The organism is Pseudoalteromonas sp. Z1A2 (assembly GCF_011378755.1).
Taxonomy (GTDB): Bacteria; Pseudomonadota; Gammaproteobacteria; order Enterobacterales; family Alteromonadaceae; genus Pseudoalteromonas; species Pseudoalteromonas distincta.
On sequence record NZ_WTKX01000014.1, the window covers coordinates 23,941 to 46,652 of the forward strand.

General features: G+C 40.2%; 21 protein-coding genes. 8 read left to right on the forward strand and 13 right to left on the reverse strand.

Going from position 1 to position 22,712, the window contains the following annotated elements; translation table 11 throughout:
* The first annotated feature begins 582 nt into the window (after nucleotides 1-582).
* Nucleotides 583-1,743: an aldo/keto reductase gene (locus GQR47_RS11105; protein WP_024596529.1), complete on the forward strand. Its 1,161-nt coding sequence runs from the start codon at nucleotides 583-585 to the stop codon at nucleotides 1,741-1,743.
* 67 nt (nucleotides 1,744-1,810) lie between these two features.
* On the opposite strand, the gene GQR47_RS11110 is transcribed toward GQR47_RS11105, so the two are convergent.
* The gene (locus tag GQR47_RS11110; RefSeq protein ID WP_165723777.1) at nucleotides 1,811-2,536 is read right to left on the reverse strand and encodes an amino acid racemase; all 726 of its coding nucleotides are present in this window, start codon (nucleotides 2,534-2,536) and stop codon (nucleotides 1,811-1,813) included.
* Between the two features lie 115 nt (nucleotides 2,537-2,651).
* Between GQR47_RS11110 and GQR47_RS11115 the strand changes: the two genes are divergently transcribed.
* On the forward strand, nucleotides 2,652-3,533 hold the full coding sequence (locus GQR47_RS11115) for a LysR family transcriptional regulator (RefSeq protein ID WP_165723778.1): 882 nt from the start codon (nucleotides 2,652-2,654) through the stop codon (nucleotides 3,531-3,533).
* Nucleotides 3,534-3,619: 86 nt separating this feature from the next.
* Here the strand turns inward: GQR47_RS11115 and GQR47_RS20595 are convergent, their stop codons facing one another.
* Together GQR47_RS20595 and GQR47_RS11125 are read right to left on the reverse strand one after the other, a co-directional pair.
* Nucleotides 3,620-3,793, reverse strand: coding sequence for a LysR family transcriptional regulator (locus tag GQR47_RS20595; RefSeq protein ID WP_310736006.1), 174 nt, complete (start codon nucleotides 3,791-3,793; stop codon nucleotides 3,620-3,622).
* A gap of 1 nt (nucleotide 3,794) precedes the next feature.
* A complete protein-coding gene (locus GQR47_RS11125) occupies nucleotides 3,795-4,700 on the reverse strand; it encodes a LysR family transcriptional regulator (protein ID WP_165723779.1) in 906 nt (301 codons plus the stop codon).
* 105 nt (nucleotides 4,701-4,805) lie between these two features.
* Here GQR47_RS11125 and GQR47_RS11130 point away from each other — a divergent pair, with 105 nt between their 5' ends.
* A complete protein-coding gene (locus tag GQR47_RS11130; protein ID WP_024596533.1) occupies nucleotides 4,806-5,582 on the forward strand; it encodes a class III extradiol ring-cleavage dioxygenase in 777 nt (258 codons plus the stop codon).
* Nucleotides 5,583-5,661: 79 nt separating this feature from the next.
* Nucleotides 5,662-6,339 carry a haloacid dehalogenase type II gene (locus GQR47_RS11135; RefSeq protein WP_002959247.1) on the forward strand — a complete coding sequence of 226 codons (678 nt, stop codon included), beginning with the start codon at nucleotides 5,662-5,664 and terminating at the stop codon, nucleotides 6,337-6,339.
* Nucleotides 6,340-6,400: 61 nt separating this feature from the next.
* On the opposite strand, the gene GQR47_RS11140 is transcribed toward GQR47_RS11135, so the two are convergent.
* The gene (locus tag GQR47_RS11140) at nucleotides 6,401-7,276 is read right to left on the reverse strand and encodes a LysR family transcriptional regulator (RefSeq protein ID WP_165723780.1); all 876 of its coding nucleotides are present in this window, start codon (nucleotides 7,274-7,276) and stop codon (nucleotides 6,401-6,403) included.
* A 114-nt stretch (nucleotides 7,277-7,390) separates the two neighbouring features.
* Between GQR47_RS11140 and GQR47_RS11145 the strand changes: the two genes are divergently transcribed.
* On the forward strand, nucleotides 7,391-7,891 hold the full coding sequence (locus GQR47_RS11145) for a lactoylglutathione lyase family protein (protein WP_002959229.1): 501 nt from the start codon (nucleotides 7,391-7,393) through the stop codon (nucleotides 7,889-7,891).
* Between the two features lie 239 nt (nucleotides 7,892-8,130).
* Here GQR47_RS11145 and GQR47_RS11150 read toward each other — a convergent pair whose 3' ends face one another.
* Entirely contained in the window at nucleotides 8,131-8,511 is a 381-nt protein-coding gene (locus GQR47_RS11150) for a hypothetical protein (protein ID WP_024596535.1), read from the reverse strand.
* 723 nt (nucleotides 8,512-9,234) lie between these two features.
* Between GQR47_RS11150 and GQR47_RS11155 the strand changes: the two genes are divergently transcribed.
* Complete coding sequence (locus GQR47_RS11155) at nucleotides 9,235-10,167, forward strand: ChaN family lipoprotein (protein WP_154902853.1); 933 nt, start codon at nucleotides 9,235-9,237, stop codon at nucleotides 10,165-10,167.
* 48 nt (nucleotides 10,168-10,215) lie between these two features.
* Here the strand turns inward: GQR47_RS11155 and azu are convergent, their stop codons facing one another.
* The 6 genes from azu to GQR47_RS11185 all read right to left on the reverse strand — a co-directional run bounded on the left by azu (nucleotide 10,216) and on the right by GQR47_RS11185 (nucleotide 14,311).
* Nucleotides 10,216-10,560 (reverse strand): azurin, encoded by a 345-nt coding sequence (azu, locus tag GQR47_RS11160; RefSeq protein WP_240915885.1) that lies wholly within the window; start codon nucleotides 10,558-10,560, stop codon nucleotides 10,216-10,218.
* A gap of 197 nt (nucleotides 10,561-10,757) precedes the next feature.
* Nucleotides 10,758-10,931 (reverse strand): hypothetical protein, encoded by a 174-nt coding sequence (locus tag GQR47_RS11165; RefSeq protein WP_240915886.1) that lies wholly within the window; start codon nucleotides 10,929-10,931, stop codon nucleotides 10,758-10,760.
* Entirely contained in the window at nucleotides 10,928-11,671 is a 744-nt protein-coding gene (locus tag GQR47_RS11170; protein ID WP_024596538.1) for a DUF2470 domain-containing protein, read from the reverse strand. The genes GQR47_RS11165 and GQR47_RS11170 overlap by 4 nt, the downstream gene beginning before the upstream one ends.
* The gene (locus tag GQR47_RS11175) at nucleotides 11,668-12,456 is read right to left on the reverse strand and encodes a heme ABC transporter ATP-binding protein (protein WP_029770352.1); all 789 of its coding nucleotides are present in this window, start codon (nucleotides 12,454-12,456) and stop codon (nucleotides 11,668-11,670) included. The genes GQR47_RS11170 and GQR47_RS11175 overlap by 4 nt, the downstream gene beginning before the upstream one ends.
* Nucleotides 12,453-13,505 (reverse strand): iron ABC transporter permease, encoded by a 1,053-nt coding sequence (locus tag GQR47_RS11180; protein WP_024603606.1) that lies wholly within the window; start codon nucleotides 13,503-13,505, stop codon nucleotides 12,453-12,455. Before GQR47_RS11180 ends, GQR47_RS11175 begins: the two co-directional genes overlap by 4 nt.
* Nucleotides 13,502-14,311: an ABC transporter substrate-binding protein gene (locus GQR47_RS11185; RefSeq protein WP_024596036.1), complete on the reverse strand. Its 810-nt coding sequence runs from the start codon at nucleotides 14,309-14,311 to the stop codon at nucleotides 13,502-13,504. The genes GQR47_RS11180 and GQR47_RS11185 overlap by 4 nt, the downstream gene beginning before the upstream one ends.
* A 139-nt stretch (nucleotides 14,312-14,450) precedes the next feature.
* Here GQR47_RS11185 and GQR47_RS11190 point away from each other — a divergent pair, with 139 nt between their 5' ends.
* Nucleotides 14,451-16,532 carry a TonB-dependent hemoglobin/transferrin/lactoferrin family receptor gene (locus GQR47_RS11190; RefSeq protein ID WP_024596037.1) on the forward strand — a complete coding sequence of 694 codons (2,082 nt, stop codon included), beginning with the start codon at nucleotides 14,451-14,453 and terminating at the stop codon, nucleotides 16,530-16,532.
* Between the two features lie 179 nt (nucleotides 16,533-16,711).
* Here GQR47_RS11190 and GQR47_RS11195 read toward each other — a convergent pair whose 3' ends face one another.
* Nucleotides 16,712-17,392, reverse strand: coding sequence for a hypothetical protein (locus tag GQR47_RS11195; protein WP_024596038.1), 681 nt, complete (start codon nucleotides 17,390-17,392; stop codon nucleotides 16,712-16,714).
* A gap of 106 nt (nucleotides 17,393-17,498) precedes the next feature.
* Between GQR47_RS11195 and GQR47_RS11200 the strand changes: the two genes are divergently transcribed.
* Nucleotides 17,499-18,374, forward strand: coding sequence for a LysR family transcriptional regulator (locus GQR47_RS11200; RefSeq protein WP_024596039.1), 876 nt, complete (start codon nucleotides 17,499-17,501; stop codon nucleotides 18,372-18,374).
* Between the two features lie 277 nt (nucleotides 18,375-18,651).
* Here GQR47_RS11200 and GQR47_RS11205 read toward each other — a convergent pair whose 3' ends face one another.
* Complete coding sequence (locus GQR47_RS11205; protein ID WP_165723781.1) at nucleotides 18,652-22,674, reverse strand: rhombosortase-dependent M36 family metallopeptidase; 4,023 nt, start codon at nucleotides 22,672-22,674, stop codon at nucleotides 18,652-18,654.
* Nucleotides 22,675-22,712 lie beyond the last annotated feature (38 nt).

Sequence of the window (22,712 nt, forward strand, 5' to 3'; positions counted from 1 at the left end):
CTATTTTCAGCGCTAACTACGTTGAATTTAGTTGCAATTTGCTGCCCTGCACATTGTTACTTGGCAAGATAAAACTCACAGAGCTTGCTAGCAATAGCATTGTGAAAGAGTAAAATACGCCGTGTATTGCAAGGCAAACCTTCAAAAATAAACGCTTCAGTAATATTTACCCTAATTATTTCAACTACGCTCGGTTAAATTAGCTAAGTGTTGCTGCAATCGCTTTGCTAGTGAGATTATTTGTGCATCTTAAATTTATTACGGTTTTGTCTACTAATTTGTACACATTTAATAAATTTAACCATTTTATGTTGCATAAATGAGTATTAAAGCGTGCACCAATTTGGAAGTATGCTTTTTTATCAAGCTATTAAAGAGCACTGTTTTGTGCATTTAAAAGGACTATACGAGTAAAGAAAATAATCAGTTTTAAATGTAAATTCAAACGTCTGTTCAGTGTTTGTTAATTTAACTATCTTATTGATAGTATTGGTTTTTATTGTCTTTTTCTTGCTTGAGTTTGGTTGTTGTTTATACTAGCTTATAGCGTAGATATTTAACCTACTCAAGGAGAATAGTCACATGGTATCTCGCAGAAATTTTATTAAAGCAGGGGCTGCTTTAAGTTTAGGCTCTATTTTTAGTGCTTCAGCTTTGGCTGAGCAACTAAAGGTAAAAATGTCTAACGGCAGTGTTATGCAAACTAAAGGCTCAATAGATAAAAGCGCTGCTCTACCCACAAACGATGTTACTAACGCTAAGCATTACCGGCCGGAATCAAGAATGGGCTTGGGCGGCCTTGCCGCCGGGAATGGCTTTAATACTATATCAAGCGATACAGAAATTTTAACAATGCTAAATGCAGCATGGGATTCTGGTATTCGTCATTTTGATACATCACCTTTTTACGGTTTGAGTTTAAGCGAAAGGCGCTTCGGTGATTTACTTCGAAACAAAAAGCGTGAAGATTATGTTTTATCCTCAAAAGTAGGTCGCCTTCTTACCCCTTCAGCAGAGCCTTTAGAAAATAGTTGGCATTGGGCTGATCACTCACCGTTTCATTATAAGTATGATTATTCAGCCTCAGGCACGCGCCGTTCAATAGAAGATACTTTGCATCGTATTGGTGTCGCCTCACTCGATATTGTCTATATTCACGATTTATCACCACAAAACAGCGATATGGGAGATGACTGGCTTAAGTATTTTGATCAAGCGGCTAAAGGTGCTATTCCTGAGCTGACTAAAATGCGTGATGAAGGAATAATTAAAGGCTGGGGTTTTGGAGTAAATACACCTCATGCTGTTTATAAAGCGCTTGATATGTCAGACCCAGATATTTGCTTACTAGCGCTGCAGTATTCAATTTTAGATCACAAGCAGGCACTTGATAAAACCTTTCCTATGCTTGATAAACGAGGTATTTCAGCAGTCATTGGTGCGCCGCTTAATGGTGGTTTTTTAGCCGGTCGTAACCGCTTTAATTACTCGCCTAAAATTCCAGGGCCTATGCAGCAAAAGTTTAATGCAATAAGCGACATTGCATCTAAACATGGGATTGATATTAAAACAGCTGCACTGCAGTTTGCAGAGGCGCCTTCAACGGTATCCTCAATTATTCCTGGGGCACGCACGGAGGAGCAAATTAAAGCTAATGTAGCCTCAATGAAGGTTACTATTCCGGATGCGTTTTGGAGTGAGTTAAAAGCTAAAAACTTGATTGAACAAAACGCGCCAGTGTAAGTTGGCTATTTAGGTGTGCTACTTAAATGCACCAGTGTAAGCACACCTATTTATAACTAATGTTTAATTAAGCCACACTTGAGAGGGTTGATTGTTGAGTGCTTGTATAAGCCCAATTAACACACTCTTGCGCTAAAATCGCGATGGTATCTAAACATGTATCGGGTGAATTAAATACTTGTTCATTTAAAACTAGCGGTATTTCGGTGCAACCAAATAGTACTGTATCGGCACCGTGGGCTAGCATTAGCTCATAACTTTGTTTTAAAAGATTATGTCCTGAGGTTAAATCTCCTGACTTAACCGCCGTTATACCTTGCATTATAAATGTTTGCTGTTGCTCGTTAGGCTCAATAAATTCAATATTGTGCTTACTAAATGCCGTCTGATATATCCGCATATTGAGCGTGGCTGTGGTCGCTAATATCCCTACCTTACGTTTGCCCGTTGCCTTTGCGCGCTTAATAACGCTTTGTACAATACTAATGGTATGCACATCAGCATTTTGCGTTAGTGCGTTGTACCAATAATGCGCGGTATTACACGGTATAACAATGCAACTTACACCTAAGCTAGTAAGTTGGTTAAAACCCTTTTTAAGCTCAAAAAATGGATTTTCATCTTCTATACCCATTAAAAAATTTGTTCTGTCAGGAATTTGCGGGATATTCCTTATAAACATAGGTATGTGCTCTTGATCATTCTTAGCAGGTGATAACGCAATTACTTGATTCATAAATGAGGCGGTAGCCAAAGGCCCCATTCCTCCCAATACTCCTAGTGTTCTAAGCATTGTTATATTCCGATAAGCTGTTACTGTATGGGTTAAATTTATCGTGTTTTTTTTGTTTTGAATAATGCTATTATTTTACTGCCCATGCTTAAATTGCATATCTTGAGTGAGTATTATGAATATAGAGAGTAAATGGTTAGAAGATTTTTTGGCCTTATCTAATACAAAAAGCTTTTCGCAGGCCGCAAGGCTTAGGCATATAACGCAACCTGCTTTTAGTCGACGAATTAAAGCATTAGAAGAAGCCGTAGGTGCAGAGCTAATAGATAGAGAGAACTTACCAATTACACTTACCTCAAGCGGTAAAATATTTCATATAACAGCGCGTAATCTAATAAACCAAATTAATAACTCAGTGAGTATGTTAGAAGAACTCTCCTCTGAAGAAATTCACTCAGTAAAGGTTGCTGCAGCGCACTCATTAGCTACGTTTTTAGCGCTAAAGCTGTCGAACTTTCATAGTAAAAGTGATCGCAAAGTAGTCCTCAATATAGAAGCCATTGATGTTGATAAAGCCACAGCTACGCTCGAACAGGGCGCATGTGACCTACTTATTGCTTTTGATAACGAACGATTAAAGTTACCTCCGTTTAGTCATCAAAAAATAGGCAGTGCAGAGTTATTGCCAGTGAGTGCCTGCAATGCAAACGGTAAGGCAATATACAATTTAGAAAGTGATGGGTTTGTACCTCACTTAGCTTACAGTTTAGATTCTTATATGGGTAGGCAGTTAGAGCCGATAATATCGGGCTCTAAACTTAAAAAAGTATTTGTATCGTCGATGACAGAGCTTTTAAAAATACAGGCTTTAGAGGGTAATGGCATTGCTTGGTTACCAAACTATGTCATTACTAAAGAACTAAAAGAGAAAAGTTTAGTTGTGGTTGGCCAAAAGCATCATTGCGTACCTATTACATATTATGCGTATCGGTACCATGCAGCGCTTCACCCTGGCGGCGAGAGCGTCTGGAATAAATTAAAAGAGCTAAATGTATAACGCAAAAAATTACTGTAAACCCCCATTACAGTAAAATGGGCGTTATTAATTTAACGCGCTCACAGTAATATGAATCTGTTTTTTAATTATATTCCTATTTTATTATGGATTTTTACTTCCATAATAATTGGGTGTTTTGTCCCTTTTTTAATTTGCTTAGATAGTGACGAATTATCCATATCATGCAGTGCTGCGGCTTTGGCAAATGAGCCTTGTTGCACTACATCTACAAATAATGTTAATTGATTACTTATCGATATATCACTGTCCTAAATCCCAGTAAGGTGTATCGCCATAATAGCCACTTGCAAAATCAACAAACGCACGTACTTTACTGGGTAAAAACTGTCTGTTTGCATACACCATGTAAAGCCCCATTGGCTCGGGTTCGTAGTCATTTAAAATGCGCACTACTTTACCTTGAGCCAGTGCTTCCCCTGCTATAAATGTTGGCTGCATAGCAATACCACCACCCGCAATGGCTGTATTTAGTAGCAAATCACCATTGTTAGCCACAAAGTTACTTTCAAGCTTTAGCTCGCTTTTTAACTCATTAACCCCAAATAATCGCTTTGTGGGTTCGCTGTGGGAATAGCGTAAATAATTATGTGACTGTAAATCTAGCAGTGTTTGTGGCGTGCCATGGCGTTCTAAATAGTCGGGTGATGCAAACACCGCTAGGTGTATAGGTGCAATTTTTTTAGCTATCAACGTTGAGTTTTTTAATACACCAATGCGCAGAGCAATATCAATACCCTGCTCTACTATATCTACATATTGGTCGGTGAGCCGTAAATCTAACTTTAAATTTGGATACTGATTTTGAAAATCAACCAACAAACCTGCTAAATGCTTAGTACCAAACGACATAGGTGCACTAATACTAAGCACACCCGATACACTTTCGCTTAAGTTGTTTAGTGAGTTTTCCATGTCTTCAATATCAATAATCACTTGCTGACAACGCTGATAATATTGATTTCCAGCCTCTGTAACACTTACTTTTCGCGTTGTACGGTGTAATAAACGCGTGCGTAGATTATCTTCCAGCGCAGAAATATATTTGCTGACTAACTGCGGGGAAATATCGAGCTTATCGGCCGCTTTTGAAAATGATCCTTCTTGCACAACGGCTAAAAAGGTCTTCATGGTGGTGAGCTTATCCATATTTAACAATACTTTGTTGATAATGTATAAATAAGTATCATATTTATCGTCAAATTAGAAACTTATATAGTGTTTATAACACGTCTATTTGTTTAAGGTTTTAGTATGACTCAGCCTGCTTTATTTATATCTCACGGCTCGCCAATGATGGCTGTACAGCAATCGGCTACGTCAGATTTTTTTGCATCATTAGGTCAAACGCTTAGTAAACCACGAGCTATTGTGGTGTTTTCTGCCCACTTTGATGAAGCGCACGATATAGTTATTACATCCGGAGATGCGCCGCATACTATTCACGACTTTTATAACTTCCCCAAGCCCCTGTATGAAATTCAATACCCAGCACTAGGAGACCCTAAGCTTGCTAATACTATTAGTGAGTACTTTTACAAAGCGGGTATTAAAACGGTGCAAAATGCAGATCAAGGGTGGGATCATGGTGTGTGGATCCCGCTGCGCTTAATGTACCCAGCAGCTAATATTCCCATTGTTCAGGTGTCTATTAACACGCGTTTGGGCGCTCAGGCTATGTATAAATACGGGCAGTTACTTGCACCACTGCGTTACGATAACGTATTAATTATTGGCTCCGGCGGGATTAGTCACAATCTACGTGAAATATTTAAAAACCCTGCTACACCTAATCGTGTTCAAATGGTTAATGAGTTTACCCATTGGGTTGAGCAAAAATTAATAGCGCAAAACACCCAAGCGTTACTTAACTATTTAAATGAAGCACCTCATGCTTTATTTAATCACCCTACCCAGGAGCACTTTTTACCTCTTTTTGCAGCGCTTGGAAGTAGTGACGGTAAAGCCGAAAAAATACATGAAGGTATAGAAATGGATATTTTAGCGCTTGATGCGTATAAGTTTTATTAAATTGAGCGTTCGTTCAAAGTAAGTTAAGCTGTAAGCAAGTACTCTAAACCAACTTAATTTATTTTATTGCGGAGCAAACATGGCAACTACACTTGCATTTGACGTATACGGTACGCTAATAAACACTCACGGCGTACTGTCCTTACTCGACGACATGATTGGCGATAACGCCCAAGCATTTTCAAATACATGGCGCGAAAAGCAATTAGAGTATTCATTTAGACGTGGATTAATGCAAAATTATATTCCTTTCTCGCTATGTACAAAACACGCACTCGATTACGCCTGCTTAGCGCACAAAACCGAGCTAAGTGAAGATCAAAAGGGGCAACTGCTAGAGCTTTATAAAACGCTTCCTGCGTTCGATGATGTAAAAGCAGGCCTTGAGCAATTAAAAGCGAAGGATTACCGTTTGTTTGCATTTTCAAACGGCGCTGCCGACGCAGTTCATACCTTATTAGAAACCGCTGGCATTAGTGAGCTTTTTGAAGGGGTAGTAAGTGCCGACGACGTTAAAACCTTTAAACCAAACCCAGGGGTTTATAGCCACTTTTTACGCGAAACTAATTCAACAGGCGCAAACACGTGGCTTGTATCAAGTAATCCGTTTGATGTAACCGGTGCCATATCGCATGGTATGCGCGCGGCGTGGATTCAACGATCTAAAGAATCTATTTTCGATCCGTGGGAAATACAGCCAAATACTATCGCAACCGACTTACTTGATTTAAAAGCAAAATTAGAAAGCGTTAATTAATTTTCTATTCCCCCTTTTGCTTATGGTATTAAGTGCCGTGGGTGTAAAGGGGGTTTACGTTTTAACTATTTACTCCCGCCTTTATTAGCTCAATTACTGTATTCATACGTTTTGCCAACGGCCTATTTCGGTGATGGCACACATAAATAGATTCACTAACCGGACATTCTAAATGATGTGTTTTTATAAGTTGTGGTTTATTGAATGCACCTACAGCATGAGCAGGTAATACCGTAAAACCCAGCCCTAAGCTTACAGGTTCTAGTATTAAACTAATTTGGTTAGAAAATCCCGTACGTGTTATTTGGTCAATATGCTCAAACTCACTGTAGTTTTCGCTTAGTAGTAGCTGCGCATGATGGCTTGCATCAGGATGAGCAATAAACCCTAGCTCACACAGGGTTTGCCAATTAGGCATGTTTATACCTGCAGGCGTTACAAGTAGTAGTGGCTCTTGGCTTATTTTATGGCTGGTTAGTTCGCTAAATGTTGGAGCTTGAGTTAAAAACCCGATGTCGGCACTGTGGTTTGCCACAGCTTGCTCTACACTTGTATTGGGTGCAAAGCGATAATCAATATTAAGCTCGGTATGCTTTGCCTGCAGCGCTAATAATTGGCTATAAAATTGTAGCCCACAACTACCAGGCGATTGTATTTTTACCAAGCCGCTGTAAGGCGAATCATCTTTTAATTGTTGTTCTAAAAATTGCCATTCCTTTAATAACAAGCTGCCTTGTTGATACAAGTTTTGCCCATGTACGGTAAGGGTAAATTGTTTGCCGTGGCGCTCTAATAGCGCGCAGTTTACTTGCTGCTCTAGCTTTTTAATGTGCTGACTTACGCCCGATTGGGTCATAAAAAGACGCTCGGCGGTTTGGGTAAAATGATTTACCTCAACCAAAGTACAAAACGTATTTAACCATGTTGGATTTATCATTACAAAACGTACTCAAAACGATGACTAATGATAATTTTACTTAATGTTGGTCGATTCGTAAACTAACTCCATCAACTAGCCACAAGATAAGTCACAAGTTAAAGAGGAAGCATTATGAGTCATACATATCCACGTAGTTTTTCGCACATTGGTATTTCGGTTCCCGACGTTGAAAAAGCAGTCGAGTTTTACACTAAGGTTATGGGTTGGTACACAATAATGGAACCGACTTTAATTACCGAAGACAAAAGCCCAATTGGCGAAATGTGTACAGAAGTATTTGGCGAAAAGTGGGAAAAATTCAAAATAGCGCACCTATCTACAGGGGATCGTATTGGTGTCGAAATTTTCGAATTTAAAAACCAAGAAAACCCAAAAGACAATTTTGAATACTGGAAAACAGGCATCTTTCATTTTTGTGTTCAAGACCCTGATGTAGAAGGTTTAGCCGAGCGTATTGTAGAAGCTGGCGGTAAAAAACGTATGGAAGCCCCTCGTTATTACTACCCGGGTGAAAAGCCGTACCGCATGATCTACATGGAAGACCCGTTTGGTAACATCCTTGAGATTTACAGCCACAGCTACGAGCTTATATATAGCGCAGGCGCTTACTAAACGTACCTAGTTTAAAGCGCTTAGCTAAAAACAAAGGCCGCAGTATTTATTACTGCGGCCTTTTTGTTTCAGTTAAAGAGTTTTTAAATACACTTCACCGTCTTCTTATTCTCTATAACTTGTTTTTGCTTAGCTTGTGCAGCATGTTTTGCCCTGAGTTGAAAATATTATCAACCTCCAGAAAAGCACTACCAATCGAACTGTGTCCTAGTGAATTTATGAACGACATAACACATATGTCAGGAACTTTTTCTCTTATCCATAAACAGGCTATATGTCAGTACCGCTGAGATTAAAAAACAAAATATTACGCTTAATGTAAATAATATAAAGTTTTCATTTTTTGATATAGCTCCTCCTTTAAGGAGTATTTCACCGCTATTAAGTGCATCTATTCCTATATAGATCATCAACGGAATTACAAAAAATGCATTGCTGAGCTTAATAAGTAAGTCCTTTGATGAAAGACTTACTAATTGAGAAGCATCATGCTCTTCCTCTTCTCTATTTAATAGTTCGGCTTTTAATAGCTCAAAGCGTTCAGGGTACAAAGCCCTATCAATAGACGTGATAGCTTCTTGCAATTCAGTAATAGAATATTCTGAATAATTTGGTTCCATCTATAAAACCTTCTCCAGGGCCTAGCGCTTACATAAGCGGAATAATATAGTTGACTAAAATGGTTTTAGGAACAAAAAACAGCCAACTATAATTTCATTTGATATTTACGTTAGGTTTTTTCAGTTAAATGTATATAAAACAATTATATATAGATAATGGGCCAAAGTAAGAATATGGAAGCTACTAGTTTAAAGTGTCCATTTTTATATGAATGTGCTTGTGCTGAAAACCAACTTAATAAAGCTCCAATTACACATAAAATCTGAAGAATGTTACCAAACCAGTGTTCATTAAGAAAACTCATAAAACTGGTGTTTTGACTTGCAAATATAAATAACAAAAGAGCTGAGGTACCAAATAAGAGACAGCTTCTTGATTCTGAAAATTTTAGTAAGAATAGGCTAAAACCATCTTCCATGTTTTCACTAAAAATTGGATGCTTCTTAGAACTCCATTTAACATCGAACGATTTTATAGGCCTCGAATCGAGCATACTTCTGCCGATGTCACGCTCATTTTATACTTTACACAGTTTTAACAAATTACCTAAGATATTGCTATCAAAAGCTATTTAATATCTATAAGCAAAGTTAAGGCATATAAATGCGCATTTCGCTCATTTCCTTGATTATGTAAGTAAGCAGCAGTTTGGCTGGCTTAATAGGTATTACAAGTATATGATATTGATAATTATTTGCATTAAAAGGTTTTGAAAGGTGTGTATGAAAAAGTCTATGTTAACTCTGGCGTTAGTTACGGGTTTGAGTGGTTGTAGCACAACAACTGTGCCGCCTGATAAAAGCTCATCGCTTTATTACACTGCGCTTTATAATGCACAAGCAAAGCCTGTTAGCTCTGTATTATTAGAGCCCAAGCTATTAAATGCCGATGTGGTTTTAGTGGGTGAATGGCATACGCACCCGGGTGTGCATTTATTTCAGGCGGAGTTATTTGAGCAATTAAGCAAAAGTAATAAACGCACAGCACTGTCGCTTGAACAATTTAGCCGCGCGGATCAGCCTATTTTAAACCAGTATGTTAAGAGTGAAATTGGTGAGCAATATTTAATTGATAACACCCAAGCGTGGCCTAATTACAAAAGTGATTACCGTGCGTTGGTAGAGCTGGCTAAAGCGAACAATAGCGATGTAATAGCTGCAAATGCGCCAAAAAATATAGTCACCTGTATTGGCAGGCAAGGCATAAGTTACCTAAATAAACTTGATGAAACACAGCAGAGCTTCATTGCAGCCGCTATTGATACATCCCCCAGTGATTATAAACAACGTTTTATGGCGTCAATGCACCACGGCTCACCGAGTCAAAACGAAAACTATTTTGCAGCACAAGTTACATGGGATGAAACTATGGGGGAGTCTATTGTTAACTATGTAACAGCGCATAAAAATACGCAGGTAATGCATATTTCGGGCGATTTTCATGTAAAAAATGGCGAAGGTATAGCGCGTGTTATTAAGCGTTTAGCGCCAGAGTTAAATGTTGTTTGGATATCGCCGGTAACAAGCGTGCAAGCTAATCAAACAGGGTATCAGTTGCAGGTTAATCCTTTGCCACCCCGTTATGTACAAAAAGAACATCAACAAGCGGCTTTTAAAGCTTTAGCCAAACGAGGCGAGCAAACGCATTGCCAATAATAAAATAGGGTGTATTACACAGTGTTAGTGCAATACACCCTTTGATATTTATTTAAGCGTAAATGTGCCTTTCATCATGGCGTAATGCCCAGGAAAAGAGCAAAAATACGTGTAGTTAGTCCCTGCTGTTAAGGCGCTAATATTAAAAGTAACTTGCGCTGATTTGCCACCGCCAATAATGTCGGTAGCGGCAAGTACGCGAGTATCGTTAGGCTTTAAGTAGTGGTTACTAAGCCCTGCTGCGTTGCCATCGGTTATTATAGCTTGCATGTTTTTCTCGCTAGCAAGCACCCAGTTATGGCCCATAACATTGGCGGGTAATTTACCTACGTGGATAGGGCGTGTTGTTCTTTGATGGTTGAATTTGCAGCAGTGTGTTTGGTTTTTAGGCAAGGCAGAGCCTATGAAGTGTGGTTATTCCACATAAATAGGCGATAACGCAGCATAAATGCCAAACATGCGCTGCCCTTCGGGTTCTGCCTAGGGGCGATAAACTCTTTGTTGCTCGATTTTTACTTAGCCCACTAGGTTACAAACCTCGCGCCGCGATTTAATAGCCCCTAGATTGAACAAATTTCAATCCGCAAAGCTCAACACGCCCAAAGCTTTACGGTTACTTTTTTACAGCTTTTAGGAGCGCTTAGCGTTTTAGTTGAAAACTGCATCATGTCGTTTGCATCAAGGCTAAGTGTGCATTCGTCCGCATGTGCTGCATTGACACTAAGTAGTAGTGCAGTACTTAGTAAAGCAATTAATTTTTTCATACTGTTTCCTCTGTATTAGCTAAGTTGTTGCGTGCTTGATTGGTTAACGTAACCAGCGCTTTACGTACCTCTAACGGGCTGTTGCACTGGGTTTTAAAATTAATAAAGTAATTACGCTTTTGGCTTTGTATATAAAAACCAGTGGGTAATAGGCCGCTCATTATTGGGGTGTTATCGGCTACGCCGTAGTGCTGCATTAATATGAGCGACATAGCATCTTGGTGATCTTCATTCATATGGTTAATCATGCTTTGCTGTTGGCTTTCATCCCAGTTTTTTGCCTCGCCCTGCCACTCGATTTGTTCAAGCCAAAATATTTTGCCAAAGCCGGCAATGTAACGCACTCGCACTACGTCTAATTGCCATAACTGAAAGTCGTGCGCATTGCGATAGCTAGCGGCTTCGGGGTATAGGGCAATATAGTTATTAAGTAAAGTGTGTGCTTGCTCACTTGGCACAATAGAGCCATCGCCTACGAGCGTTACGCGGCCGTGCTCGTTTTGATCGCCGTAGTCGGCGGCGTCAAATATGGTAAGGCTCATACGAGAGTCGTGCTTTAAGTTTTTAGTGTGCTGGGCTATATCGCTAATAAAAAAGTAAACACGGCCTTGTTCGTCGCACATATAGGGGGTTACTGAGCCAAACGGGTAGCCGCGTAAATTATTAGAAATGGTCGACATGACACCAGCATTGGTTTTGTAAACCAAGGTGCGTGCATCGTTTAACGCTTGCTCTCTCATAAAAACTCCTGACGTTGAGAAAAAACCATGGGTGCATCGTTATAAGGATGAGGGTTTACGTGCAGTTTCATGGCGTACATTTGTTGTAAGTTTTGTTCAGTTAATACGGTGTTTATAGGCCCACTTTGCAGCACTTTTTTGTTGTGCAGTAAAATAGCATCGGTTGCATAAAGGCTGGCCAAATTTAGATCGTGTATTGCAATAATGGCGCTGTTACCCTGCTCTACAAAGGTTTTAACGCAGCTGAGCAAAGCATGTTGGTGGCGCATATCAAGTGCTGATGTAGGCTCGTCGAGCAGCATTAGTTTTGGCTTGGCCGATTGTGTAAAGGCGTTTAGTTGCGCTAAAGTACGCGCCATATGTACGCGTTGTTGCTCCCCGCCCGAAAGCGCACTTACGCGGCGAGTTAAGTAATTACTTAAATCCATAATAGCGGCGTATTTATGTACTTTTTCGCTTTGCATTTTTAATGACTCTACATACGGGTAGCGGCCCATGGCAATAAGCTCAAATACTGTAAAATCAAACCCGACGTGGTTAGCTTGCATCATTACTGCACGCTGTGTGGCTAGGCTTTTTTTAGCGTGAGCAGCCAGCGGCTTAGCATTAAAAAGTACACTGCCTGTAAAGGAGTGCATACCTGCTAAGGTATGCAGCAAGGTAGATTTACCTGCGCCATTTTCACCAAGTAGTGCTACAAGTTGCCCTTGTTTAGCGCTGCCATTAATAGCGTTTAAAACGCTGTGATTATCAAAGCCAACGCTTAGATTGTTAAACGTGATCATGACCAACCTCGCTTATTTTTCACTATTAAATAAATAAACAATGGCGCACCCAATAATGCAGTAATAATTCCAATGGGTAGCTCTGATGGCATTATGGCAATGCGTGCTAGCCAGTCAGAAAGTAGCAATACCACTACGCCAATTAGCATACAAAGCGGCAGCATATTACGTAAATGCGGCCCCACCATTAATCGGGCAATATGCGGGACTACCAATCCAACAAACCCTATTAAGCCGGTAAGTGCCACAACCGCCCCTACTCCTAGTGCAACAAGTATAATTACATATAGTTTGAGCTTGTTGGTGTCTACCCCTAGGTACTGAGCTTGTGACTCGCCAATAAGGAGTAAGTTCATGGGCTCTTTTAACCGCCACAGGCCAATTAGGCTGATAAACAGTAACGGCGCAGCTTGAATAATCGTGCTCCAGCTTGCTCCGCCTAATGAGCCCATGGTCCAGTAATTTATTAATCGTAGCGCGCTATCGTCGGCAAAAAAGCTCAGTAGCCCAATAACCGCAAATGCTAACGCGTTAATAGCCACCCCCACTAATATAAGTGTGGTGATATTAATTTGCCCTTGCTGCTTGGCAATAAAATATACCAGCGAGGTAACACCAAGCGCCCCTAAAAAAGAGGCATAAGGTAAATACAACTGCGCGTTAAAATTAAACTGCGCGCTAAGTGCTATAAACGCCACAGCAACCATAGCCGCACCCGCACTAATGCCAATAATAGATGGATCGGCCAATGGGTTGCGGCACAGCGCTTGCGTTGACGCGCCTGTTTGGGCAAGCACCAACCCTACAAGCACTGCAAGCACAAAGCGTGGCAAACGTATTTGCATTACGACATTTATTTGCAGCGCATCAAACTGATTAAAGCGCTCGGGTGCAAGCCAAGCAATGGCTAAACGCCAATCCCACCCTGCTGGCCCATACCCTATGCTAAGTAGCGCCAAAGCAAAAATACACACAGAGGCTAATAGCATCCATTTATGGGTTTGGCTAAGTGTTACAGGGTTAAAACGGCTCAATGTTAGGGTGTTCATAAGTGGGCTTTGTACTCGTTAAGCTCATTAATTGCTGTGGCAATACGTGGCGACATGCCAAGCGAAAGTAGGCTATCCATTACAAGTAAGTTACAGGTTTGCGCCGCTTTTAATAAGCGTAGTGTAGGTTGCTCACAAAAAGCCTGCTTACCGCCAAGGCTGTGTACAACATGGGCTGGGGCTACTAAAAAGTCGGGCTGATTTATAGCAAGTACTTCGGTGTTAATTGCTTTAAAGCCTGAATGCGTAGCGCCTATATTGGTAATGCCTGCATAGCTAAATAATAAATTAGGGACGGTTTCTTGCCCGGCTGCAATAAGCCCGCGCTCATTAGCTGAGAGTAAAAATAGCGCGCTGTGTGTTTGCGCTTTTGCTTTTTCAGGTAACGATTTTGTAATGTGTGTAATAAGTGTTTGTGCTTTTTGCTTGGCGTTTAAGTCGGTACCAAGGCGTTTTATAAGCTCAAGTAGCTCGTTAACTGAGGTCGGCTTTTTATAATGAATTAGCTTAACCCCTGTTGCCTCAATTTGCTTAAGTGCTTGGCTTCGCCCTGCGCCTTCAAGCGCTAACAAGGTGGTTGGACGCATTGAAAGTACGCCTTCTGCAGCTAAATCGCGATAATAGCCCACTTGCGGTAATTGCGTGGCTTGGTGCGGGTACATGCTCGATTGATCAACAGCTACAAGGGTATTTTGTTTGCCTAGCGCATAAATTATTTCAGTAAGGGTGCCGCCAGCGCTAATAACGCGCTCTTGTGCAAGTGCAGATTGGGCCATTAAAGCAAACAATATAAATAGGTATTTCATTACACACTCCGGTTTTATTTTTTGGCTATTATAACCAGTTAAATATAAATGAAAATGATTATCATAATTAATTGATCTTAATTTGACTTAGTTGTAACATCTCCGCCATAAATAATAACTATTATCATTTGGAGTTAAAATGAATCCCTCTGCGTTTAGATTTACTGCTATAGCAACCTTACTACTTGGCTCGGGCACTGCCATTGCCGAAAACATAATTGACGATCATATTGTTGTAAGTGGCTCGCGCTTTGAGCAAAAGCTTAAAGATGTTACAGGCTCAGTTACTGTTATTACCGAGCAAGACATAGAGCGTCAGCTAGCTGTAGATTTACAAACCATGTTTAAGTACGACCCAAGCATTGCAACGACAGGCAGTGGCGCAGGCGCGCAAACACTTACAGTACGTGGTGTTGGTGGTAACCGGGTTGTATTTATAAAAGATGGCCGACGCACCAACGATGGTTATGCAGGTGGAGGGGGCTATTTAGTTGGCCGTAATTATTTTGACGTAGCAGGTGTAAAACAAGTAGAAGTAGCCAAAGGTGCTGCATCGTCATTATATGGCTCTGATGCACTTGGTGGCATTGTGGTTATAACCACTAAAGATCCTAGTGATTATTTAAAAAATAACAGCAGCTTTGTAAAAATGGCGCTTGGGTATCAAGGTCAAAGTAATCAAGTAGCCGCCGATATTACTGCTGCAAAAGACTTAGGCGACTTTGCAGTAAGCGCCGTGTATAGCCACCGCGACAGCGAAGAAGTACAAAACTATGACGAAAACTTACCCGGTTATGATGCTAAGTCGGATGCTTTATTAGTTAAATTTGAGCAACAGCTTGATGAAAAACGCACACTTAAATACACCCTTGATTACTTTAATCAAACAATTGAGCAAGAAATAACTCCCGCCATTCAAGAAACCGAAGAAGACGACACGAGTTGGTCACTGGCGCTAGATTACCATTCTGAGGTAGCAACAGCCGCGTTCGATAAGTGGTATGGGCAAGTGTCTTATAGTAGTTACGAGCAGCAAAGCGATCAAATTAGTGGCGCAAGCACCTACACCGATTATAACGACTATCGCTTTGAGCAAAATATTTTAGGTGTAAAAGCGATATTTAATAAAGAGCTTAAAGGAGAAACCACCGATCACGAAGTGGTATACGGAGTTGATATCGACTTATACGACACCACTCGCCCACGTTTAAAAACACGTGTTTTAGCTGATGGCACGGTTGATTTTACAGACCAAAAACAAAAAGCATTCCCGGGGGCTGACACCTCTTTAATTGGCGCTTATGTACAAGACAGTATTTCGTTTAAAAACAGTGCCTGGTCGGTTATTGCAGGCGTGCGATATGATTACTACATCCTAGAAGCTAAAAGTGATGAGCTTTACGCTGATGCGCAGCTTGATGATATTACCGAATCTGCTTTCTCGCCTAAGCTAGGTGTTATATACCAAGTGGATGATAACTTATCGTGGTACGGGCAATACGTACGAGGCTTTAAAATACCACCACACGACCAAGCCTATCAAAGCCACGGCGTTGAGCCGTTTTATCAAATATTACCAAACGCCGATTTAGACCCAGAAAGCAGTGACTCGTTTGAGCTTGGACTAAGATACGCCAGCAGCGATATTAGCGTAAACTTAAGTGCTTTTTATGCAGCATTCGATGATTTTATTGAAACCGCCGTAGTGGGTGTTGAGCCAACGTACATTCCTGGCGTAAACAAAACGCTGTATCAATATCAAAATATTAGCGAAACACAAATAAGCGGTGTAGAAGCCGGAATTGCCATGTATGTCGCTGAAAATATACTACTTGAGGCAAACGTAGCTTACGTTGATGGTGAAAACAAAGAAACCGATCAGCCACTTACCAGCATTAGCCCGTTAAATGGCTCAATATTGTTAAGTACAGAGCTGGGTAATATTAACTGGACCGCTGCGTTGCGTTTAGCTAAATCGCAATCGGATGTAGTACTTGATGCAAACGATGATAAAACTACGCAAGGGCATGGTTACGTGGTTGTTGATTTATACGCAAACTACGAATGGCAAGCGTGGCAGCTAAATGTAGGTGTACTTAACTTGCTCGATAAAGAATATGTACCTTTTGAGTTGATTGCAGGTCAATCGCAAAGTGTTGATTTTAGCCAATACACCCAACCTGGGCGTAACTTTTCAGCAAGGGTAAGCTATCAGTTTTAATTAGGGCTAAACAAATGGCAGTAAACGCTGCATGGGTATGCAGCGTTTGCCTGCCACATATTTACTCAAGTCAAATTACTTAATGGTGAGTATATTCAGGTACACCTCTACATACTTAATGCCCATTAACACTTTATATAAACAGCACTTTTAAAGCTAAAATCGCCGTTATTTATGAATTAATTAATCGCAAAATCTTTTGTTTCTAAATAGCTGGGGGCGTTTTTAAAGCACGCCGTTAGCTTACTTGCAAGCGTTGTATTTATTGCGCTGTCGCACTCTAATTCCCCGTTATACTTCCCCTTAATAAGCGACACTAAGCTTAACGAGTCATAGCTTGGTTTACTTTGTATTTTATGAATTACCACCCCCTGCCCTGCTGATACCTTTATTAAATCAAACTCTGCTTTTACGGGTTGTGTAATAGCGAGTTTTTTTACATATAACGGGTTTTTAAAAGTCAGCTTTGTCGAAAACAGGGCCGTACCTCCGCGTTCAAAATGACCATTAAACACAGTGGTATTTAAAATGGGTGTCTTCTTATTTATTAATAAGTTTAGGTTAAACTTACTTGGTAAAATAGTGATCTGGCTTTGCTCGTTTGCTGCTTTTCTTAAAGCATCTTTGATTATTTTTAAGTGGGTATCACTTGTAGTTACTTCATACACTATTTGGTAGTCGTGGGGAGTGGCATATAAAGGCATGTGACTGGCAAGCACTTTATCGTTTGCTAATATAAGCGCCATGCCATGAAGCCCTACATAGCTGTGGCTCTTATGCGTATTTTGTGAATTGTGTAGGGGAGTGTTTGCTAAAACTGTTGTTGAAAACAAAATAAAAAATAACAGTATGTGTTTCATGTTTATGCTCCAAATTAATATAGCGCTACTATAAGCTGATTTTTATGTATAAATAATCGATAATAAGTTGTTAGTTGTTTCCTTTTAATCAATACGGTTTGGCGCTATGCATTTAGATGACATTGAAAAAGTAATTCACGTGGCGGGTTCGCAAAACCTGCACACAACCGCTAAGCATTTTAATGTTACCGCTGGTGCGCTTTCTAAAACCCTAAAAAAAGTTGAGGCAAGCTTAGCCACTAAACTATTCAATCGTGTGGGTAAAACCTTAGTACTTAATGATAAAGGCAAAGAGTTTGTTAAGCACAGTAGCGATTTAGTTCATAACTACCAACAGCTCACTAGCCGCTTTAAAAGCGATAATCATAAATTTAATGCAGTAATTGCAGGCCCTGCTATTTTACTTAAAAGTGGTTTAAAGAGGCTGCTTACACCACTTAGCCACCTGCCCTGCTCGGTACGTATTAATAATGTATTTGAAGGTGAAGCCATAAGCCAAGTTGCATCAGGTTCGGCGCATATTGCGCTAGTTACTCGCGAGGCATTAAACAACAGCTCACATACTAATTTAGTGGCGGTTGACGTATTTAATACTGAGTTTAGTGTAGCTGCGTCTCCTTCACATCAGCTAGTACAAAAAGGCTTTTTAACACTCAATAAAAACCAATTACTACAGTTGTCTTTTGCATGCCCGTTGTTTTCACCACTGTGCGGCCTTGAACAAGGTATTGGCTCCGACGGTTGGCAAGATGAAATAGCCCCGCGCAATATTGTATTTAGATGTAGCGATTACAGTGCATTAATAGAGGTGATACAAAGTGGCTTGGCGTTGGCATATTTACCAAATTTCGTGATTGATGATTTAGGGCTTAAAAAATTAACTGTAAAGGGGGTTAACAGTCGCTACAGCGAAGACATAGTAATGATTTACAAACCATCAAAAGCTGATGGCTGGCTTAATAAACTCATGCACTCTTTGTAGAGAATTTATCAATTTAAGTTCAATGTAAAGTATTACTTAGCTAAGCAGTGGTTAGCTAAGCAGTGGTTAGCTAATATCAGCAACAATGCACTGATTACGGCCATGCTCTTTTGCATGGTAAAGTGCTTTACCAGCACATTTTTAAACTTGGTCTATGTATTTACTGTGCTCAGGACTAAAAACATCAAACTAAGTGTATAAAAAAGGCCAGATGCAAACGCTACTGGCCTTTCATTAAAACCGTCATGTGCTTAGAGTTGACGGATGTTATTTAAACTTATTTACTAACGTTTTTGCGACGTCTATTAAACCATACTAATGGAGTAAGTAATAAAGCTATAAAGCCAAAACTACCACCACCGCTAGATTTTGATTCTGTTACAGGCACAGTTGCTACCGCTTCATTTTTTACCATTACAGTACTTTGTTGAGTCACAGTTGTTACACCATCACTTACGGCAACTTCAAAAACAAGCTCTTCATCTGCAGTAATAGCTGCAGGTGTGAAGCTCAAAGTTGCAGTGTCGGTACCTGTGAGCGTAGCAGCACTACCGCTAACCTGAGTCCAAGCATAAGTTAGTGTTTGACCATTGCGATCTGACGCTGTTGCTGTAATAGTTCCTGTAGCAGATTCAGTAATTTCCGCTGATGCACTTTCGACTAAAACAAGTGGGGCTGCGTTATCACATGCTAGCGAATCACCCGCTACAAGCTCAGAAAATACAGGAGATAAAACGTTAGACATAGTTAGGTTATCAATCCACCAACCTAAATCACTTACTGCGCCATCTGATGAAATTCTAAAGCGTACTTTTACTAAGTTGCCGTTTAGGGCATCACCAAAGTTGATAGTTTCATAATTACCATACGCGCCACTATCTTGTACGTTATTACCTGTGTATGTTTCACGTTCTTGAAGCTCTTGAGAATCGTTTTCGATTAGAACAGCGTCATAGCCAACATCAAATGTGCCGCCAATTTCAGTGGCATCAACCCAGTCACCGCCATTAACACTAACTTCTACAACACCACCATCCCAGTTTTGCTCAATACTATAGAAATGCCAAAACGAGATTTCAAAGTCGCCTGAGTAACCAACTTCGAATGGCTTACTCTCTATTGCTACATCTGATTGGAAGCCATTATTTACAAGGCGCATTGCCTGTGTGCCTAGCTCAAACCCACCTTGTTCAAAGAAGGCAATATTACCACTATTATCCATAACCTGAGTGCCAACAGCTAAGTCACCGCCAAACATTACGTTTTCTTTTAAATCTAATAGTGATGAACTTGCTACTTCCATATCATCTGAAACTACAGCTCCAACAGGTATTTCTGACTTAAAGCCCATATTTACTTCAAACGTAAGTGTTTGATCAAGTGCTTCAACGATATCATCGTCCGTTTCAATTTCAGGGAATGTGACTTCAATTTCTAGTGTTTCAGCTGTACCCGCTTCGTTCAAAGTAACTTTAATATCGTTACTAGTTATTGCTTCGTACGGTTGAACTTCACCAAAAGTAAGTAAACCATCATTTTCAAATGTTACATCATGATCGCTTATAACTGTCAGTTGCGCTGTTGTACCACTAAGTACTTCACTACCACGGTTAGTAATTGTTACGCTAACCGTACTCGTTTCGCCTTTATCTAAAATATTGTCGTTAGTACAAAAACCAAGCTCTGTACCATTGTACATGTTGTTTAAGTCAGCACTTGCAAATGCATAGCTAGAAAGCTGTGTTTTATCTGATTCAACCACACCAGTAAGGTCATTACTGAAACGATCTGGCGATACTGCGCCAAGACCCATACCACGTTTAGCAAATGCACCTACCATTAACTTGTAATCAGCAGGGTCTACTGCATAGGCAGCAGCTAAAATAGCATCACGTGCTTCAGTGTAGGTTGGTGCTATAGGTGTTAATTTGTAACCTGCAACTAAGTAATCTGCCATTCGAGTTTGTGCTTCATTAAAGCCATGCTCGTTGATAAGCGCTACGTAGTTTTCCCATAATACAGTTGCCCAAATTTCGCCGGCAGCATGAGGAGAAGCCACGCTTGTTGGTGATATACCAATATCAGCACCAGCATTTTCAGTAATATGGCGGAACGACAATGCATTTACATCTGTATCAGTTGAATAAGGAAGACGACGAATACCGAAGTAGAAGTCTTCTACAAATGTGCCGCTACCATATGCTTTTTGGAACTTATCGTTACCTGTAATATTTATATCGCTTTCTTTAGCGATAAACATTAATGAGTGGAAATCGCCCCAGCCTTCGCCCATTGCGCGGCCTTGGAAGTTAATAAGGCCTGATGAATTACCGACTAAGCGGTTACTAATGTAGTGACCCCATTCATGAGCAATAATACCATTATCAAACGTACCATCTTTTAATGTTGCTTTGGTAAACATGTCTACAGTAACAACTTCACCAGCATCAATTAGGTCATACATTGCATGACCATCAGCGTAATTTAAACCCATATTTGGAATGGTTACAGTATCGTCTTCACCGCCCATTGGTGCCGGTTCTGCCGTATCTGGGTCATTATTAACAACGATAGTTGCTATTGCACCTGCATCTTGTGCATTTTTTACTTTAATCGTAAAAGCACATGAGCCACGATCTACAATTGCAATTTTCCCTGCTAGTTCAGCAGCATTTATAGCAGGCTCACAACCATCATTAATACTTGTTGAATCTACGGTATTTCCATCATCTAAACGAACAACTTCTGCAGCCACATCACTGAATTGGTATTTACCAAAGCCAGATTCTTTTGTTGAAGCTAAAAGGCCTAAAGAGTCATGTGAAGTTACTGTAATACCAAAATCTACACCAACAGTGGCATCTTTACTGTTGTACAAGTACATTTGCATACGTGGGCTAGCACCATCAGCTGGTGTAGACATATTTGCATTATTACGACCTGAGTTATCTTGAGCCTGTGCTTCAATCGGGTCGCCTTCTATGCCGCCACGACCAAAGTTAGATACCTGCGCTACATTTGATGTTTCATCAAAACCATGATCATAGAAAAAATCATGTAAAAAGTTATTCATATAAAACAAGTTAACAATAGCTGCTTTACGGTTTGCGTAGCTATTTGCAACTTCATCTACTTGATAAGGGTAGTCAAATGTGAAGTCTGCAGTTGTTTCAGCGGTAAAGTCACCTTCACTAAAGTCTTGAGGTGCAATCACATCGGCGTATGCGAATACGTTATTACCCGAAGTTGTCGTTGCATCATCAGCTAACCATGGGTCCATTGTGCTTAGTTTGCTGTAGTAAGATAGAGAAACCATTGGCGCGTCTAAAATCTCAGTCTCGTCTACTTGTCCTGGGCCATCAGCAGGAATTACGTCACCGTGCGGGCTTTCCATTGGGTAGCCATCTTGGTTAGCGTAAACACGGTAATTAAAGTCAGCTGCATGAGATTTCAAATCTTTCGCAAAATATACTTTGCTGTTATTCGAATCTACTACGTAACTAAAGTAGTCACTTTCTAAAGAGCCAACTTCTGCTACTTCTACTTCAATGTAGTAAGCAGATTTAAGCTCGCCTGCCACTTCAAAAAACACTTCTTTTGCACGTGGTGTACCTAAAACAATCTTAGAGTCATCTAATGATTTAGCCTCATATTTTGCATAGCCACCTTCATTACCAATTTTACGAAGTGAGACATCAATATTAGCTAATTCACTAAATGCTTTTTTTATACTTTGCTCTGAGCTTACAAAACCAGTTAATGCAGCAAGTTTATTTTTAGATGACGACGTATCAGCAAAATAACCCGAGCTTGCTACTAAGTTGTACTCTTTATCCATTAACAAGTTGTATTCGCGGTTAAAAACTTCAACACCGTTTACTTGTTGCTTGTATTTTGCACTAATAGAGCCACGTTTTTGTTCTGATAAATCAACCATAACAGCAGAAGATGCTGTTGCTTTACGATTACTAATACCTGTTAAAGCCTCAATATAAAAGTCAGCAGCATATTGGTTACGGTTATCAGCTGCGATTAAAGCCATGTCAGGCTTACGCTGACCTATTGCTTGCCATAAAAACGTTGCTTTACCCATTTGTGCATCGTAAATAGATTTTTGACCCGACACAGTGGCGCGTTCGGCTAAGGTTTTCTGCTGAACGGCAGCTAAAGAAGCGCCCTGAGTAACTGAATTTGTTGCACTTACATCATAAAATCGAGTTTGTTCAGCGGCCGTTAGTTCACCTGCTGCTAATGTAGATGTTACAACCATGGCAATAGTTGTTAATTTGAATTGAGACATGTATCCACCTGTTTGTATTTATTATGTTTAAATACTTA